At 49.2% G+C, this 15,909-nt stretch carries 14 protein-coding genes and 1 pseudogene; 11 read left to right on the forward strand and 4 right to left on the reverse strand.

Annotated elements, in window-relative coordinates; all coding sequences use genetic code 11:
• Positions 1 to 3: 3 nt before the first annotated feature.
• A complete protein-coding gene (locus tag ACP4CD_RS20270) occupies positions 4 to 1,893 on the forward strand; it encodes a cytochrome c peroxidase (protein ID WP_426992335.1) in 1,890 nt (629 codons plus the stop codon).
• A gap of 2 nt (positions 1,894 to 1,895) precedes the next feature.
• Here the strand turns inward: ACP4CD_RS20270 and ACP4CD_RS20275 are convergent, their stop codons facing one another.
• Positions 1,896 to 2,885, reverse strand: a complete 990-nt coding sequence (locus tag ACP4CD_RS20275) for a hypothetical protein (RefSeq protein ID WP_426992337.1) — start codon at positions 2,883 to 2,885, stop codon at positions 1,896 to 1,898.
• Positions 2,886 to 3,223: 338 nt separating this feature from the next.
• Between ACP4CD_RS20275 and ACP4CD_RS20280 the strand changes: the two genes are divergently transcribed.
• The 5 genes from ACP4CD_RS20280 (at position 3,224) to fae (ending at position 6,319) form a co-directional block, all read left to right on the forward strand.
• The gene (locus ACP4CD_RS20280; RefSeq protein ID WP_064026785.1) at positions 3,224 to 3,778 is read left to right on the forward strand and encodes a flavodoxin; all 555 of its coding nucleotides are present in this window, start codon (positions 3,224 to 3,226) and stop codon (positions 3,776 to 3,778) included.
• A gap of 125 nt (positions 3,779 to 3,903) precedes the next feature.
• Positions 3,904 to 4,560 carry a (Fe-S) protein gene (locus ACP4CD_RS20285; protein ID WP_426992339.1) on the forward strand — a complete coding sequence of 219 codons (657 nt, stop codon included), beginning with the start codon at positions 3,904 to 3,906 and terminating at the stop codon, positions 4,558 to 4,560.
• Complete coding sequence (locus ACP4CD_RS20290; RefSeq protein WP_071155767.1) at positions 4,550 to 5,227, forward strand: hypothetical protein; 678 nt, start codon at positions 4,550 to 4,552, stop codon at positions 5,225 to 5,227. Before ACP4CD_RS20285 ends, ACP4CD_RS20290 begins: the two co-directional genes overlap by 11 nt.
• A gap of 11 nt (positions 5,228 to 5,238) precedes the next feature.
• Positions 5,239 to 5,679 carry an ankyrin repeat domain-containing protein gene (locus tag ACP4CD_RS20295; protein ID WP_071155765.1) on the forward strand — a complete coding sequence of 147 codons (441 nt, stop codon included), beginning with the start codon at positions 5,239 to 5,241 and terminating at the stop codon, positions 5,677 to 5,679.
• Positions 5,680 to 5,767: 88 nt separating this feature from the next.
• A complete protein-coding gene (gene fae, locus ACP4CD_RS20300; RefSeq protein ID WP_064026793.1) occupies positions 5,768 to 6,319 on the forward strand; it encodes a formaldehyde-activating enzyme in 552 nt (183 codons plus the stop codon).
• 60 nt (positions 6,320 to 6,379) lie between these two features.
• On the opposite strand, the gene ACP4CD_RS20305 is transcribed toward fae, so the two are convergent.
• From ACP4CD_RS20305 to prsK, 3 genes and pseudogenes are all read right to left on the reverse strand, one after another.
• Positions 6,380 to 6,565 carry a helix-turn-helix domain-containing protein gene (locus tag ACP4CD_RS20305; RefSeq protein ID WP_426994715.1) on the reverse strand — a complete coding sequence of 62 codons (186 nt, stop codon included), beginning with the start codon at positions 6,563 to 6,565 and terminating at the stop codon, positions 6,380 to 6,382.
• 68 nt (positions 6,566 to 6,633) lie between these two features.
• A pseudogene (locus ACP4CD_RS20310) lies at positions 6,634 to 7,746 on the reverse strand (sigma 54-interacting transcriptional regulator); the annotation flags it as partial.
• Positions 7,739 to 9,829, reverse strand: a complete 2,091-nt coding sequence (gene prsK / locus ACP4CD_RS20315) for an XrtA/PEP-CTERM system histidine kinase PrsK (RefSeq protein ID WP_071155763.1) — start codon at positions 9,827 to 9,829, stop codon at positions 7,739 to 7,741. The pseudogene ACP4CD_RS20310 and the gene prsK, both read right to left, overlap by 8 nt.
• A gap of 95 nt (positions 9,830 to 9,924) precedes the next feature.
• On the opposite strand from prsK, the gene ACP4CD_RS20320 reads away from it, so the two are divergent.
• From ACP4CD_RS20320 to ACP4CD_RS20340, 5 genes are read left to right on the forward strand one after another with little or no spacing between them, the layout of a single operon-like run.
• A complete protein-coding gene (locus tag ACP4CD_RS20320; protein ID WP_071155761.1) occupies positions 9,925 to 10,398 on the forward strand; it encodes a Crp/Fnr family transcriptional regulator in 474 nt (157 codons plus the stop codon).
• Positions 10,399 to 10,430: 32 nt separating this feature from the next.
• Positions 10,431 to 11,171 (forward strand): PEP-CTERM/exosortase system-associated acyltransferase, encoded by a 741-nt coding sequence (locus ACP4CD_RS20325; protein ID WP_254786680.1) that lies wholly within the window; start codon positions 10,431 to 10,433, stop codon positions 11,169 to 11,171.
• A gap of 19 nt (positions 11,172 to 11,190) precedes the next feature.
• A complete protein-coding gene (locus tag ACP4CD_RS20330) occupies positions 11,191 to 13,629 on the forward strand; it encodes a tetratricopeptide repeat protein (protein WP_426992342.1) in 2,439 nt (812 codons plus the stop codon).
• Positions 13,630 to 13,650: 21 nt separating this feature from the next.
• Entirely contained in the window at positions 13,651 to 14,319 is a 669-nt protein-coding gene (locus ACP4CD_RS20335) for a polysaccharide biosynthesis/export family protein (protein WP_064023853.1), read from the forward strand.
• Between the two features lie 47 nt (positions 14,320 to 14,366).
• Positions 14,367 to 15,908: an XrtA system polysaccharide chain length determinant gene (locus tag ACP4CD_RS20340; protein WP_071155757.1), complete on the forward strand. Its 1,542-nt coding sequence runs from the start codon at positions 14,367 to 14,369 to the stop codon at positions 15,906 to 15,908.
• Position 15,909: the final 1 nt, after the last annotated feature.

Consider the following 15,909-nt stretch of genomic DNA (forward strand, 5'->3'; position numbering starts at 1 on the left):
GCAATGAAATTCAGCTTTCTATTGGGCTTGGTCGCCGTTCTCGCGACCGCACCAGGCTTTGCCGATCCGTTGGATCGGCAAACGCTCGCTCCCGGTCATGCCGGTCTCGTTTTTCAACTTGCGGCCCCCGGCTCTTACCAGTTGCAGGTCATACAGGCGGCGGCCGACGGCGAGGTGTTGACCAGCGATAATCGGCCCAAGCGTCTTCACGATCTGATGGGCGATAAGCTGGTCTTGCTCAGCTTTATTTATGCGGCTTGTAGCGATAGCAACGGCTGCCCGCTGGCCACCCAAGTGCTGCAGAAGATCGGTCGTCAGTTACAGAAACAACCGGAATTGGCCGACAAACTCAGATTGATAACCCTGAGCTTTAATCCGACTCAAGATACGCCGGATATGATGCGCCACTACGGCGCCGGCTTTAACGCCGGTCAATTCGATTGGCGGTTTTTGACCACGCGCGACGAAGCGGCCTTACAGCCGATTTTGGACGGCTACCAGCAGAGCGTGCAAAAAATCCTCGACGAGCAAGGCCGCTTTAGCGGCACGTATTCACATCTGTTGCGGGTGTATCTGATCGATAAGGACAAGAACGTACGCAACATTTATAACGTCGATTCCTTGCATGCCGATACCTTGCTCAACGACGTCAAAACGCTATTGACGCTTGCCAAACCGATGAGATCGGCGCAAACGGTTAATGACGAACGTTTGTATCGGGCCGGTGACGATAAACAGGGCTATCGGCAAGCTGATTATCGGACCGACTCGCTGGCGCTCGAACAGCGGCGAGGTAAGTCCGCCGATTTGCTGGCTTTTGCCCTAAAGCCGCCGCTGGGTTTGCCGAAGTTGCCCGTGCCCAAAGACAACCCGCTCACGCCAGCCAAAATCGCGCTGGGCCGCAAGTTGTTTTTCGACCGGCGGCTGTCGCTGAACAATACCTTTTCCTGCGCGATTTGCCACATCCCGGAACAGGGTTTCGCCAACAACGAGATGGCGACGGCGGTCGGCGTCGAGGGACGGAGCGTGCGCCGCAATGCGCCCTCGCTGTACAACGTTGGTTATGCTCAATTGTTGTTCCACGACGGCCGCGAAAATACGCTGGAACAACAATCCTGGGGGCCATTGTTGGCGCATAACGAGATGGCCAATCCGTCCATCGGCTATGTAATCGACAAAATCAAAACCGCCGCCGACTACAGTGGCCTGTTCGAAGCCGCTTTCGGCAAAGCGCCGACGATGGAGACGATAGGTCAGGCGTTGGCGAGTTATCAACGCACCTTGAATTCGGCGGATTCGCCGTTCGATCGCTGGTATTTCGGCAAGCGCTCGGATGCGCTCGATGAATCCGCCAAGCGGGGTTTCGCGCTGTTTACCGGCAAGGCGGGCTGTAGCAACTGTCATAGCGTGGGAGAAAAGTCGGCGCTGTTCACCGATCAAAAACGCCACAACACCGGCATCGGCTATACGGAATCCATGCAAAAGGCGCCGGATACTCAACACGTGCAAGTGGCGCCGGGAGTGTTCGTCGATGTCGATATCCGGCATTTGTCGGGGGTGCGTGGCGAAAAACCTAACGATCTAGGCTATTACGAAATCAGCCAGAATCCGGCCGACCGCTGGGCTTATAAAACTCCGTCGCTACGCAATGTGGCGTTGAGCGCGCCTTACATGCACGACGGTTCGCTGGCGACCTTGGAAGAGGTCGTACGTTTTTACAATCGGGGTGGCGTTGCCAACGACAATCTGGCGCCCGCGATGCGGCCGTTGGCCTTAACTGACGGCGAAGTGAACGAATTGGTGGCGTTTTTAAACGCGCTGACCGGCGCCAATGTCGGTCGATTGGTTTCCGACGCGTTTGCAGCGCCGGTCGGCGATGCGCCGGCGCGTTGAAGCTATGGCGCCATCAAAGCACTGATGTGCTTGATAAAGCTGGTCTCGTTGACGAAGGTAATGTCGTACATTTTGGTCAACCCGGCGACTTGTTCGTCGCTGGTTCCCAAGGCCAGCAGCAAAAAGTGGTTTTTGTCGATATCGAGGCGGCGGCGCATTTTGCTGTACTTGTCGATAAAGGGTCTGAATTCGCCGGATTTGCATTCGATGAACACTGGAATACGGCTATTAATCAGGAAAAACACGTCGATTTCGTATTGGTCCTCGTTGGCGAAGCGGATCGTAAAATTGCGGAGACAGGAAAACAGGCCGTTGCCGTCGTAGCAATGCTTTAGCAATTTCATGAACACATACCATTCCAACCATTCGCCGTTGAAAAAGTTGACGATGGCCGGCGCAGTTTGCAGCGTCAGATGGACGCGCTTTTCGTTTTTGTTGTAGAAATATTTTGCGACGAACGAGTAGTCGTAAAGCGATTTGCAAAAACCGGTGATGATTTTGATTTGGTTTTGATTGTGGTTGCTTAAATTCATCGTCACCGAACCGTAGTCATTGCGCTGCGCCTTGCGGATTTTGTCGTGCAGTTCCCCCAGCGTCGCCAGCTGATCTCCAAGCTCCACTGCAACTTCGTCGAAAAAGCCCTGGGTATCGAGAGCGTCGTGATTGACTTCGACTTGCACGCTTTTACGCTCGAACCAACGGATGATCGGTTGATATTGAGTGCTTTGGCTCATCACCGCCGTATTGTGCAAATCCAGATACTCGATTTTTTGCGGCGCTTGGCCCTTGGGCGGCGGGGTGGATTGCGACGCTTCCAGAGCCCGGTATTTGCTTAAAAGCGCACTGTACTTGTCGATCAAACCGGTCACGAAGCCCACCGTGTCGTGGATCGCCGCAGGCTTTTCGCACACAGGGCATTTGACGGTCTTGCTGGCATGCTCGGAAGGTACCTCTCGCAGATAGGCGCAAGCGCTGCAACGCAAAATTGCCATGGATCAATCTCCCTTTTGGTCTTGAAAACGGTGTTGTTGGTTCGGAGGCCTAGTCTGGATTGGCGAACAATAGCGGTTCTGACTTCTTGTGTTCGCGGGCGGGCGATATGAGTCGCTAACCGGCGGGCTGTTCGGCTGTGTGGCAATCTCGCCAGTTTCCCGGCAATTGTAGCCATACCTTCAAAGAGCTCAACCGTCGGGGCATGCCGGGTGTTTTATGTTATTGAATTTGTGATTAAAAAATGTTGGCGAGCAAGGATTCTGTTTTGGATCGAAATTTGCTGAGAATTGCGAAAAGGCTTAAGGCCATTCCTCGCAAACTCGTCTACAGGTGATTTATGGGCAAAATCGGCATTTTTTTCGGCACCGATACCGGCAGTACCCGGTTGGTGGCAAAGAAGATCTACAGTCTGCTGGGTGAAGAGTTGGCGGACAAACCGAAAAATGTCAATCGGGCCAGTCTGGACGATTTGCTGCAATACGATGCGCTGATCCTGGGGACACCCAGTTACGGTATCGGCGATTTGCCGGGCATGGCCGTCGGTTGCCAGGAGCGCAGTTGGCAGGAGTTTGTACCGCAGTTGGAACATTGCGATCTGACCGGCAAGCGCATTGCGTTGTTTGGTCTCGGACATCAAGAGCGCTACGCTTCGCGGTTTGCCAGTTCGCTGATTCAACTGTACCGCGTGTTTTGCGGCTATGGCGCCGACGTGATTGGGCGCTGGAGCACAGACGGTTATCAATTCGAACATTCCGATTCGATCATCGACGGTCAATTTGTCGGTTTGGTACTGGATCAGCGGACTCAACCGCATTTGACCGACGAGCGTATACGGGTTTGGCTATCGCAAGTGACGCCGGAACTGTTGCCCGTCAGGGCCGAGGCGGCTTAAGCGATGGCCGCCCAATCACCGGAAGTTCGGGAACCTGATCTGACGCCGTTGGCCGACTGCAACGCTTGCGCGTATCGGAGCAGTTTGTTGGCGCAGGGGCTTGTAAGCCCGGCGATATTTGCATCATGGCGGAGAGCGGTCGGCAAATAGACCGGTTTTTCAAGCTGCATCCCGCTTTGGCTCGCGAGTACATGCAAGATGCATTTTGGGAACGACGGGCGATAGCCGCCCGCTATCTGCCGACGAATTTGTTGCGGCCGCTGTTGGCCGATCCCGACGAAGCGGTGCGACGGGTATTGGCCTACAGAGTCCCGCTGGAGTGGTTGCTGGAACTAATCAACGACAGCGATCGAGAGGTGCGAGTGACGGTTGCCGACCGTTTGCCGGAGGCGCAGTTGGAGTTGATGGCGGGCGACACCGATTATCTCGTGCGAGCTTATGTTGCCAAACGCCTGCCCGAGGGGCGGCTGTTTCGCTTGGTGGCCGATGCCGACACCGAGGTTCGGCGTACCGTCGCCGAGCGTATTCCCGCCGTCAGTCTGGGTTTAATGGCTGAAGACCATGAAGTGGGTATTCGCCGCATCGTGGCGCAGCGTATGGAGATCGACGATTTGGTGATGATGGCCGACGATCCGGACTGGACCGTGCGTTACGAGGTGGTCTTGCGGGCCGATGGCGAATTATTGCAGCGGATGATGGAAGACCCCGACGAGGAAGTCGCGCTGATGGCCCGGGAACGATGGCAGGCGCGGTGCGCCGAGCAGGTAGCGAATGAGCGCTGAATTTGTCGTAGGTTTAACCTATGCCGACCGTTTGCGGTTGGCGAGCGAGGCGCGGCAGGCTTTGATCGGTCGCGTGTTCGAATCGGAAGTTGCGTCGTTGACGTCGTTGATGGGGCCTATGAGCGATGGGCCGGAATGGCCGGCCGGCGCCGCTTGGTTGGCGGCTCGGCATGGCGCTAACGCTTGTGTCATTTCCGACGGTCTGTCCGACCCTTGGGTCGAACGCGATCGGCCGGAAACCGGCTTGGGTCTGGAGGTCTTTATCGAAAGTCCGGATGCCGGACTCACCGAGGATCACCCGCTCACTGCGTTGGCGGATACCTGGCTGTTTCCGTTGACTGCCGAGGTCAGCCATACCCTGGCCGGCTACCCGGTACTTTGCGAGAAATTATTGGCGGGCGAGCCTTTGTCGATCGAGTTCAATATCGAACACATCAAGGACGGTCGCGGTCGCGTTGGTGCGCTGTTGTCGCTACCGGCTGGCCTTGATGCCGTGGCCATGTTGCCGGGAGGACCGGTGGCGCTAGTGGCGATTACATTGCTAACGGTCGCGGAGTTACGCTATCTGCGCGGCAAGGGCGAGGCTGCACGTTTGGAATTGTTGGAGGCCTTGCGCCAACATGGGGTTGGGCATGTGTCGCTGTTGTCCAGGCCGTCATTGGTATAAGTGGGGTTAGGATGAGTCCGAATACCGAAATCACTGAATGGCTGGCTCAAAACGGCTTTACGATTCCGCCTGCCGCACCGGTTAACGGGCGGGGAGAGCAGGCTTTGATCTTGGCGGCTCGACACGGTCGAGCGGATGTGGTGGTGTATTTGCTTGAAAGCGGGGCTGATTTGACTGTTTTGGATGCCTACGGCAATAACGCGTTGTGGGCTGCCTGTTTTGCTGAATCGGCGGAGTGTATTGCGTTGCTGTTGCAAGCCGGTATCGCCATCGATTATCAAAATCCTAGCGGTTCCAGCGCATTGATCTACGCGGCATCGGCCGGCAAACACGCCGTGGTTGCTCAATTGCTCGACGCTGGCGCCAATCCGCGTCTGACCACCGACGACGACTTTAGCGCATTGGATTTGGCGGCCAACCGTCAGTGTCTGCAATTGTTACGTAAGCGCTAGGACTCCTGATTCCTTGCTGTCGGCTATTGCCGGGTGGTTGCGAGCGGCATAGAATGCCGGCTTTCGCAATTACGATCAAGGACTCACCATGTCAGATTCATATTGGTTTAGAACCGGCGAAGCCACCGTATTTTCGAGCGAAGGCCAAGGTACCGACGCAATGCCGGAAATACTGCTCGGCGACGTCAAAGGTCCGGCCGGCCATGCTTTCGCCAATTTGATGGGCCAGACCGAAGGCCATACCCGGATGTTCGCCATCAGGGCGACAAATCAGCAAGTGCGGCCGGCGACGATTATGGTACCTAAGGTGACGATCAAGTCTTCCGCTTACGTTAATTTATTTGGCGGACCGGTGCAGTCCGCAGTGGCCGACGCTGTGATCGACAGTGTCGCGGATGGTGTCATTCCTCGGTTACAAGCCAATGAACTGTGTATCGTCGCGATGATTTGGATAGATCCCTCTTGCGCAACCAACCCCAATTTGGACCGTAAGGATTTGTACCGTACGAATTACGAGGCGATGAAATTGGCTATTCAGCGCGCGATGAGTAATTCTCCCAGCATTGATGAGCTGATAGCTAACCGGCATAAGGTGTTTCATGAAATGTACGATCCGGAGACCGGCGAATCGCAGTGGTAATGGATCTATAGAATGATTCCGCGCCGCAAAATGCCGCTCGGAATCGCTTGCCTTAGGAGGCTAGTCGTCGCTCTGGTTGCGGGCCGAGATCGGAATTCCGTATTTTTCGAACAATCCGTATAGCGTGGGCCGAGTGACGCCCAACAGTTTGGCTGCCTCGGAAACGTTATGGTCGGTATAGGACAGTGCACGGTTGATCGCGACGGTTTCAGCCGCCTCTCTGACCGCTTTCAGATTTAGGGGCATGGACTTGTCGGTTGTCGATCCGAGTTGCAGTTCCTCGGCGGTGACGAAATTGCTGTCCGACAAAATCACCGCGCGTTTGATTTTGTTTTCCATCTCCCGAATATTTCCCGGCCAAAGGTAGGCTTCGAGCGCTTGTGCCGCGTCCTGCGAGAAATGCTTTTCCTTCCGGCTGTTTTCGCGACAGTAGCGTTGCAGCAAGGCGGTGGCGATAGCGATGATGTCGCCTTCTCGCTTACGCAACGGCGGAATGTCGACTGCAATTTCGCTAAGGCGGTAATACAAATCGCTACGGAACTGACCTTGTTCGATTAAATCGGGTAGATGACGGTGGGTGGCGCAGATAATGCGGACGTCTACCGGGATTTCCTTCCGGCCGCCGAGTCGTTCAATGACCCGCTCCTGTATGAACCGCAAAAGTTTGGCCTGCAAAGCGAACGGCAGGTCGCCGATTTCGTCGAGAAAAAAGTCCCGCCCTGTGCGTATTCAATTTTACCCTTGGTTTGAGCGACCGCGCCGGTGAATGCGCCTTTTTCGTACCCGAACAATTCGCTTTCCAACAGCGTTTCCGGAATCGCGGCACAATTCACCGCTACGAACGGTTGGTCGGCGCGCGCGCTGAGTCTATGCACCGTCCTCGCCAAGACTTCCTTACCGGTGCCGCTTTCGCCCAGCAAGAGTACGGTTGCTTGCGTCGGTGCCACTTTTTCCACCATCCGCAACACCGATTGCATTTGCGGGCTAGTGGCGATGATTCCGTGCAGTGGTTTTTGTTGTTTCAGTTCCTGATAACCGCGCTCCAGCGCGTCTAGTTGAAAAGCTCGTTCGATTATCAGTCCGAGCACGTCGGGGTCTATCGGTTTTTGATAAAAATCGTAAGCGCCTAACGCAACGGCTTGAATCGCGTTGTTTCGATCGTCGTTTCCGGTCACGACGATGATTTTGGTCGAGGGCGCTAGTGCCAACATTTCCTGTAGCGTGGCGATGCCTTCGCTCGCATTGGTGGGGTCTGGTGGCAAACCAAGGTCGAGAGTAACGACGCTAGGGGTATGGCGGCGCAAAGCCGCGATCGCTTCGTCGCGATTGCTTGCCAGTACTATTTCGTACTGCTCTAGACTCCATTTCAGTTGTTTTTGCAAGCCTGGATCGTCTTCGACGATCAGTAGAAGTTTGGATTCAGTCATTATGCCCTGGTTGAGCGGAAACCCGCTTTGCTAATGGTAGGTAAATCGTAAACGTGGTGCCGATTCCGGGCGTGCTGTCAACTTGAAGCTGGCCTCCGCTTTTTAAAACATAATCGCGCGCTTCGTACGCCCCAATGCCCATGCCGGCATTCCCTTTGGTGGTGTCGAATGGTTTGAAGAGTCGTTCAGCGATAAATCGCTGATCCATTCCGCTACCGTTATCAATAATTTTTATCACAGCATAGTCAGGGTCTTTGGTTAATTCAAGCTCTACTTTGTCGCCCTTGCCGTTAGAAGCATCTTGAGCATTTTGAATCAGATTCGCTAACACGTTAGAGACCTTGATTTGGTCGGTTTTTACCAGGCACTCGGTCAGAGTCGTACTTAGAATCACCGGAATTGGGTTTATGTTACTGGCGATTATCCGGCGAATAACGTCGACCAAATCTACCAAAACGACTGAGCTGACTTGGTTTTCGCCTTGTTTAAGTTGCTCGACGATGTGCTGAATTTTGTCGGAAACATTGTTGAGGGTGTCGATAGTGTCGTCAAAAAACGCCGGATTATGTTTGTGTTTGGCTGCATTTTTTACAATCAAACCAATCTGAGCGCCGACATTCTTAAGATCGTGAACTAGATAAGCCGACAAACGGTGATAGGTTTCAAATTGGCGACTGCTAACCAGCTCTTCGCTAGCGCGACTCAACGCCAGAGCGTTGGCTAGTTGCATGCCAACGGTCTTCAGTAGGTCATGGTCTTCCCAATCGAGCTTTCTTGGCACGCGGGCTTGCGTTAAAACCGCGAATGCCTCCAATTTGTTCATGTGAAACAGCGGAACGATCAGCCAGACCTGACTGTCCTCGTAGCACCAGGGCGACAGATCGATATCATCGTATACTTCAGGGGCGTGAGCCAGTTCAAAAAAATCAATGACCCATTGTTTGTTGGTAAGGTACTCGGGCAGATCTTCCAAATGGTGCAAATATTCCAATTCCTGTGGCGTTAGCTTCAAATTTTGTTCCGCAGCAAGAAAAAATTGGCCTTGGTCGTTTTTTAGCCACAACCCGCCGCCAGCGCTTTCAACAAGGTCGGTTAAGGTGTTGATAATAAAAAGCTTTAGTTCCTCTATGGATTCTAGCTTCGCCAAGGATTTGGAAATTTTCAACCATTCTTCACGATAGTCGTAGCTGTAGTGAAAAAAATGCTTGCTGAAGTAGATCTTGAACAGCGCGCGCATTTTTCCTGAAGTAAATGGAATAATCAGAAGAATAATGGCAAGAAAAATGAACAGTGTTTGAGCGGTTTCTCCCCATTTCTCGTTGGCGTGCTTAATATAAAATCCAGCAAATGACATTAAAATCAGGTAGATACCGCATCCAAACAGAATGGTGGAGTGAAAAACCGATTTTCTGGGAACGGTAAGCTCTGTGTTCGAGTCCGGAAATTGAAGACGAGGCAACGTAATGGCTAAGAAGGGCGTCAAAATCGCGTTAATGATGCCTCTGGACTGCCAAAGTGAAAAATCTAACTGCTTGAACAGCAATGATTTGCTAAAAAGTAGGAGGTCAACCGCAAACAATGCACCTAAGCTGACACATAAGAATTTTATGTTCCAGCGTTGCTTCAGCGGTGTGCTACGATACAGTTGCTCCACTAGGATCAGACCGAATACCGCGAACACTACATGCGCTACAAATCTGGGATCGAAATCGAAAGACTCTCTCAGGAAGTCTTGGTAATCTGGAAAACTCTCTATACTAAGGATGAAGAGGGTCAAAAGCGACGCAAGCCGCGCTGTTTTAGACCTCAATAGAGATAAGGTGCGTTGGTGTCGTTGTTGGAATAGTAGCGAACCTAAGAGGACGAACCACGCGAAATTGCGGACCGTTTCATAGCTAAGGGTATCGGCATAAAAATAATAGCTATTCGATGTTGTTATAGTGGTTCGTGCGCACCATAATAAGGATGAAAGTGCCGCAAACATAAAGGGAAGGTGCTTTGGTTTCCTCAGAATAGAGTAGCCGAGCAGTAGTGCGTAAGCGACGGTGGCGCTCAGGTAGCTGACATAGATGTAGTTTTCCATATTATATGATTATACGTCGATATTTTGGTGGTATGTTTTGCATTGAATGGGTCTTATGCTTGTGCATAGGTAGCTAGGCTTAGACAGACGGCGACATGAAACAAATAATCCACGACTTGCTAGCGGATTCCAAATTTCAAGAAGGCATCGCTTGGCGTAGGTTTGACGAGAAAGCCGGTGAAACGATCATTCGAAAAGGTGACGAGGGTAACTCCCTTTTTTATCTCGAGAGTGGGACAGTTCGAGTGCTAGGCGGGGCGGAGCTTGACGAAAATCGCCGCATCTCGCCTGGTTTGTGCGATTTGCCTGAAGGCGCGGTTTTCGGGGATGTTTGTTTGTATGGGCCGAGGGAGCGCACGGCATCGGTCGTCGCGTTGACCGATATTTCCTTGCTGGAAGTGCGTAGCGATATGCTAAGCGTCTATTTGGATGACCACCCTGTTCAGGGGTACCTTTTTCTCAAGGCGTTGTTTCAAAGTATGTCCAATCGTTTAACCTTAGCAAATGAAAGAATAGAACATCTTTTGGTATGGGGAATTAAGGCGCATGACATCGACAAGTATCTTTAAGCGTGACGGATCGCGCTTTTAAACGAGAGGAAATGATGGAGCCTGGAAACAAGGTATCTGTTGCAGAAAGTTTCAGTCGATTTTTTTCGGTTGCGCTTGCGGATCAGGCAGAGCAAAAGGATTTGGTCTACAGAATTAGATATCGTGTTTATTGTGAAGAGTTCAAATATGAATCGACTGATCATTTCCCGGATCAGATGGAAATGGACGATTACGATAAGTCTTCGTTACATTGTCTAATTACTCACAAGGAGAGCGGCATGCCGGCCGGATGTGTAAGGTTGGTGCCTGCGGATGGCGATAGAATGACGTCTCCGTTGCCGTTCGAACGCTATTGTAGTGAAAGCCTCAATGTTGAAATGATTGACGCTATGAAGTTAGATCGACACTCTGTCTGCGAAATTTCAAGATTGGCTGTAGATGGCGCGTTCAGACGTCGGAGTGGTGAAACCTTGACGCGATTTGGCGAAATAAATGGCTTCCAATTTTCGCCCCAGGAACAACGAACATTTTCCTCAATTGCGGTGGCGTGTTTTTTTGCCGCCACGGTATTGACTGAGATGGTCGAAAAGACCAACGTATTCGCGATGATGGAGCCGTTCTTGCCAAGAATGATGGGGAAGTCCGGTATTCATTTTCAAAGAGTCGGCAAAGACATTGACTATCACGGTATTCGCGCTCCTTATTTTATAACGACTCAGTCAGCGTTGGAAAATATGCATCCCGAATTAAAGGAGCTGTACCAATGGATAAGAGCAAATATTTACAAGTGATTTTTTAATCTTCTAGATAATGTTGAAATTTTTGGAGATAAAAGTGGGTTTTCCGTCGGCAAGAGTGCTAACAATTAGATCGTTATGTTTGGCCACTCTCATTTTAGTTTCAGTAGGGTGTCAATCCCCGGAAGAAGCCGCGAAAGAGCATTTTCAAAAAGGCAAGGAGTTGTTTGATAAAGGAGAGATAGACACCGCTTTCTTAGAGTTTAAAAGCGCTAATCAGAGTCAAGCAGGTAATGCTGATACTTATTATTATATGGCTCTCGTAGATGAAAAGAAAAATAACTTAAAATCGATGAGGCAAAATTTGTCCAAAGCTATTGAGCTGGCTCCGGATATGATTCCAGCGAGATTAAAGCTTGGGAAAATAAGTTTAATATTTGGTGAGGTGGATAAGGCGAGAGAGCAAGCGAATTATGTATTACAAAAAGAGCCGGTAGAGATTGATGGGCAGATTTTGCTTGCCTCTTCGTTCATCCGCGAGGGGAAATATAAGGAAGCAAGCGATATTGTCGACTCTGTATTAAAATCCGCGCCGGAAAATCCGGAGGCAATCTCCCTGAGCGCTGCCCTAGCATTCGAACGAGGGGAAGTTGATTCAGTATTGTCATTAATTGAAAAAGCCCTAGCCATAAAGCCTGAAAATTTGCCGCTCAGGTTGTTACGAATTAAAGCTTACTCCGCTCGCAATGATATTGAGAAAGTGGTTGCCGAATATGAGTCCTTAGTGACGTTGTACCCAGATGTCGATAATTTCAAGGTAACCCTGGCATCAATGTATTCTATGACAGGAAAGCTTGATAAGGCTGAAAATGTTCTTAGGCAGATTGTTGAGGCTTCTAAAGATAAAATAGAACCTAAAGTCGTTTTGCTAGAATTTTTAAATGCAAAAGCAAAAGACAGAGTTGTTTCCGAATACTCTGCATTGTCCAGAGCAGCAAAAAACGACCAAAACACAGTCTTTGAGTTATCCAAATGGATGATCGCTTCCGGGTTTAGGGACGCCGGTGTAAATGGATTGAAAGACGTGCTGTCAGTGGAAAAAAATAGCGATCTAGGGTTAGCTGCAAAAACTGTGATAGCTGAGATGGCGCTAGGAGATAAGCGCTATGACGAGGTAGATAAAGCCTTGACCGAAGTATTAACCGTAAAACCAGATTTCTACGAAGCGAAGTTATTACGCGGTAGGTTATTGCTTTCTGAAAATAAAGTTGATGATGCCTTGGAGTTTTTAAATAAATTGGTTTGGGAAAAAAAGGATGCTGACTCCGCGTATCAATTGCTTGGTCAAGCATACGCGATGAAAAATGATCGAAAGCAGGCGGATCGGAATTTAAAATTGGCTCTTGATATTAATCCAGCCAATGCTGCAGCATTTTTTCCGGTGTATGAAGACTATATGAAAGCGGGGCAGAGAGATACTGCTAGGCACTATTTAGAAAAAGCGATTAAAGCCAAACCAAACCAAATCCTATTTCTGATTGCCATGGTAGAAGCAGATGTGTCGGAAGGGCGATTAGACGAAGCGCAAGAGGTCGTTCAGCGTGTTGCACTGCTTTCTAAAAATAAAGCAATTCCGCTCTATTTACAGGCAACGGTAATGCAGGGGAAAAAACAATTTCAATCCGCGGCTGAGTTATATAAGTCTGTGTTGATTGAGTCTCCCGATCATCTCAACTCGATGATAAACTTGGTTAAGGTCTATGCTGCAATAAACGAACCTAGAAAAGCGCAAGATTTTTTAGAGGATCACTATTCGAAACATTTAGGTAATATTGCTATTGCGAGTGTTTTGTCTGACTTTTATGTTGCGAACAACGACTCGGCTAAAGCTAAAAATTTTATAAACGAACAACTGAAGCGATTTCCGAATGCTGTGCCATTGTATCAATCCTTGGCAAGAATCGAAGCCTCGTTACACAAGGACATTGCAATTGCCAAAGATATTCTCTTAAGAGGGTTGGAAGCCAATCCGGATAGCATTCAGTTGTCGATGTCGCTAGGGGCTGTTTATGAGCAGCTCAGGGATTTTGCAAGCGCTAAGCGACTTTATAGTAAGTTATTGGAGAAATTTCCCGATTCTATGATGGTAGTGAATAATCTGGCGGCTCTTCTGATTGAATCACCTAACTCTGAGGAAGTGGATAAGGGGGCTCAACTCGCTGAAAGGTTAAAAGATGTTGAAAATACTTATTTTAAAGATACGTACGCGTGGTCTTTGGTTAAAATCGGAAAAACCGATCTCGGATTGCAACTGCTCGGACAATTGGTGTTGAAGGAACCCAAGATGCCAGAGCTAAGATATCATCTAGGGGTTGCTCACGCAAAAGTTGGAAACAAAGCGACAGCAATATCCGAATTGAAGCAAGCTATTGCTCTGTCCGAGAAATTAGGGCGTGAGTTTGCTGGGCAAAGCGACGCGAGAAAGATTTTGAGTGAACTAGAACATAAATAATGGAAATTATCGGGCGCTGAAATGAATAGGTTTTTCAATACTGTTGGATTTGCTGTTTTGCTATTTCTCAATGCTGGATGTTCTCAGCCAATGTTGGAGGACGTTCAGCAAGCGTCTGATTATACATATCAAGTTGGACCTGGGGATAGCGTTAATATTTTTGTTTGGGGTAACCCTGAGTTGTCGACTTCTGCGGTTGTCAGGCCAGATGGTAAAATCACAGTTCCTTTAGTTGAGGAGTTGTTGGCTAACGGTAAAACTCCGTTCGAACTTGCAAGAGAAATTGAGAAAGTTCTAGCGACCTATGTGAAAAGCCCGCAAGTAGTCGTCATGGTTTCGGGTTTTAAGGGAGTCAATACCCAACAAATTCGAGTGATCGGCAGAATCGGTGGAGGTTCTTCTGGCGGCAGTGGATCTGGTGGAGGGGGCGGCGGAACAGGTGGGGGTATTGGGCGATACCAAGGGAAAACAATTCCCTATGAGCGAGGAATGAGTTTACTGGATGTTGTTATCCAAATCGGACTTAACCAATATGCCGATGGCAATAGATCTACTGTCATTCGTAACTTCAATGGAGAGTTGAAATCTTACGGGGTTAGAATTGACGACTTGATTGATGATGCAGATTTATCCGCTAATGTTTTGATGATGCCTGGTGACATATTAATAATCCCGGATGCTTATTTTTAAGTCCCTAGAAACGTTTGATTTTTATTACTTAGTCATGGCTGTTTGATATGCAACAAGAACTTTCAGAAGTATATTTTTATTTGAAAGGGACATTGAAGTATAAGCGTCTGGCAATCATACTTGCTTTGTTTGTTTCTTTAGTCGCTTGGGCATACGTTTTTTTTATGCCGGATAAATTCGAGTCAAAGGCGAAAGTCCATATCGATTCGGCTACGGTAATTCGCCCTTTAATGCGAGGGATGGTGGTAGAGCCGGACATCTCGGCGTTAATTCGTATTATTCAGCAACTTATGTTTACTCGGCCAAATTTAGAGAAAATCATAGAGTTGTCTCAATTGTCGCGCTCTGAAAACGAATCTGCAGCTGCTACCGAGCTCATTGAAAATCTTAAAAAAGATATAACGATAACTGGTGGGCGAGGGGATATCTTCGATATCGCATACACTTCTCAGGATCCCGAGGTTGCTAAAAGTGTCGTTCAGGCTGTTTTGACCGTCTTTTCAGAGCAAACTGAAGGTAAGGCGATGGCTGATGCAAGTGATGCTCAGCGGTTTATTGAACAACAAATTCGTGATTACGAAATACGGTTGCAAGACGCTGAAAAGGCTAAGGAGGAATTCAAGAGAGTAAATTTAGATTTGCTAAATGAGTCCGATCAATTCCAAATGCTGCAAAAGTTGAAGGAGCAATTGCAAGAAGCGAATACGGCTTTACAACAGGCGCTTTCACGAAAAAGCGTACTAGCGGAACAGGTGGTTGATGTTCAAGACTCGGATGAGGATTGGGGTATGCCTACGGCTAGTCAAGAGGTTTCCGCTGATAATGCGAGAATCGAATCCTTAAAAGATAAACGAACAGAACTGCTCCTGAAATACACTGAAAGGCATCCAGAGATACTTGAAATCGATAAGCTAGTTGAACAACTCAAGAAACAGGAGGAAGAGGCAAAGGCAGCAAAAGCTCCAGTTGAGGAGCCGGCGGTGGGAGGAGTTGCTTTAGGGGCTGATAAGATGGCAAACCCCTATGTTCAAGCTTTAAAAATGGGTTTGGATAACGCAGCTGCCGAGGTTGCTTCCAACCAGTCGCTTGTAGACTCGATTCAGTCTAGAATTAATAAGTTGCAAGAGGGTCTAAATGAGCGTCTTACAATTGAAACTGAAATGAAAAATTTGAATCGTGATTATGAGACTATCAGTCATAAGTACTCCGAGTTATTAGAGCGGCGTGAGCAAGCTCATATTACAGAGCGTGTTGATGATCAGACTTCTAGGCTCAAATTTAAAATCGCCGATCCTCCTAGCAAGCCTGACAAGCCTAGCTTCCCTAATAGGAAATTGTTTTACTCTTTGGTTTTAGTAGTGTCTGTGGTGGTGGGCTTCGGAGTGGCCTTTTTGATATATTTTATTCGGCCGGTATTTATGTCAGCCAGACAGGTTCGTTTGGTGACGGGGTTGCCTTCTTTGGGGAGTGTTTCCTTAACTTCTCAAGGTATAAATCAGTCCAATAACGTCGACTGGGTGTTGATTGCTACATTTTTGATTTTTATTTCAAGCTATCTTGGAATAATGATATTCGAGCTATTAAAATAGT

Source organism: Methylomonas stagni (genome assembly GCF_050154735.1).
Lineage (GTDB): Bacteria > Pseudomonadota > Gammaproteobacteria > Methylococcales > Methylomonadaceae > Methylomonas > Methylomonas koyamae_A.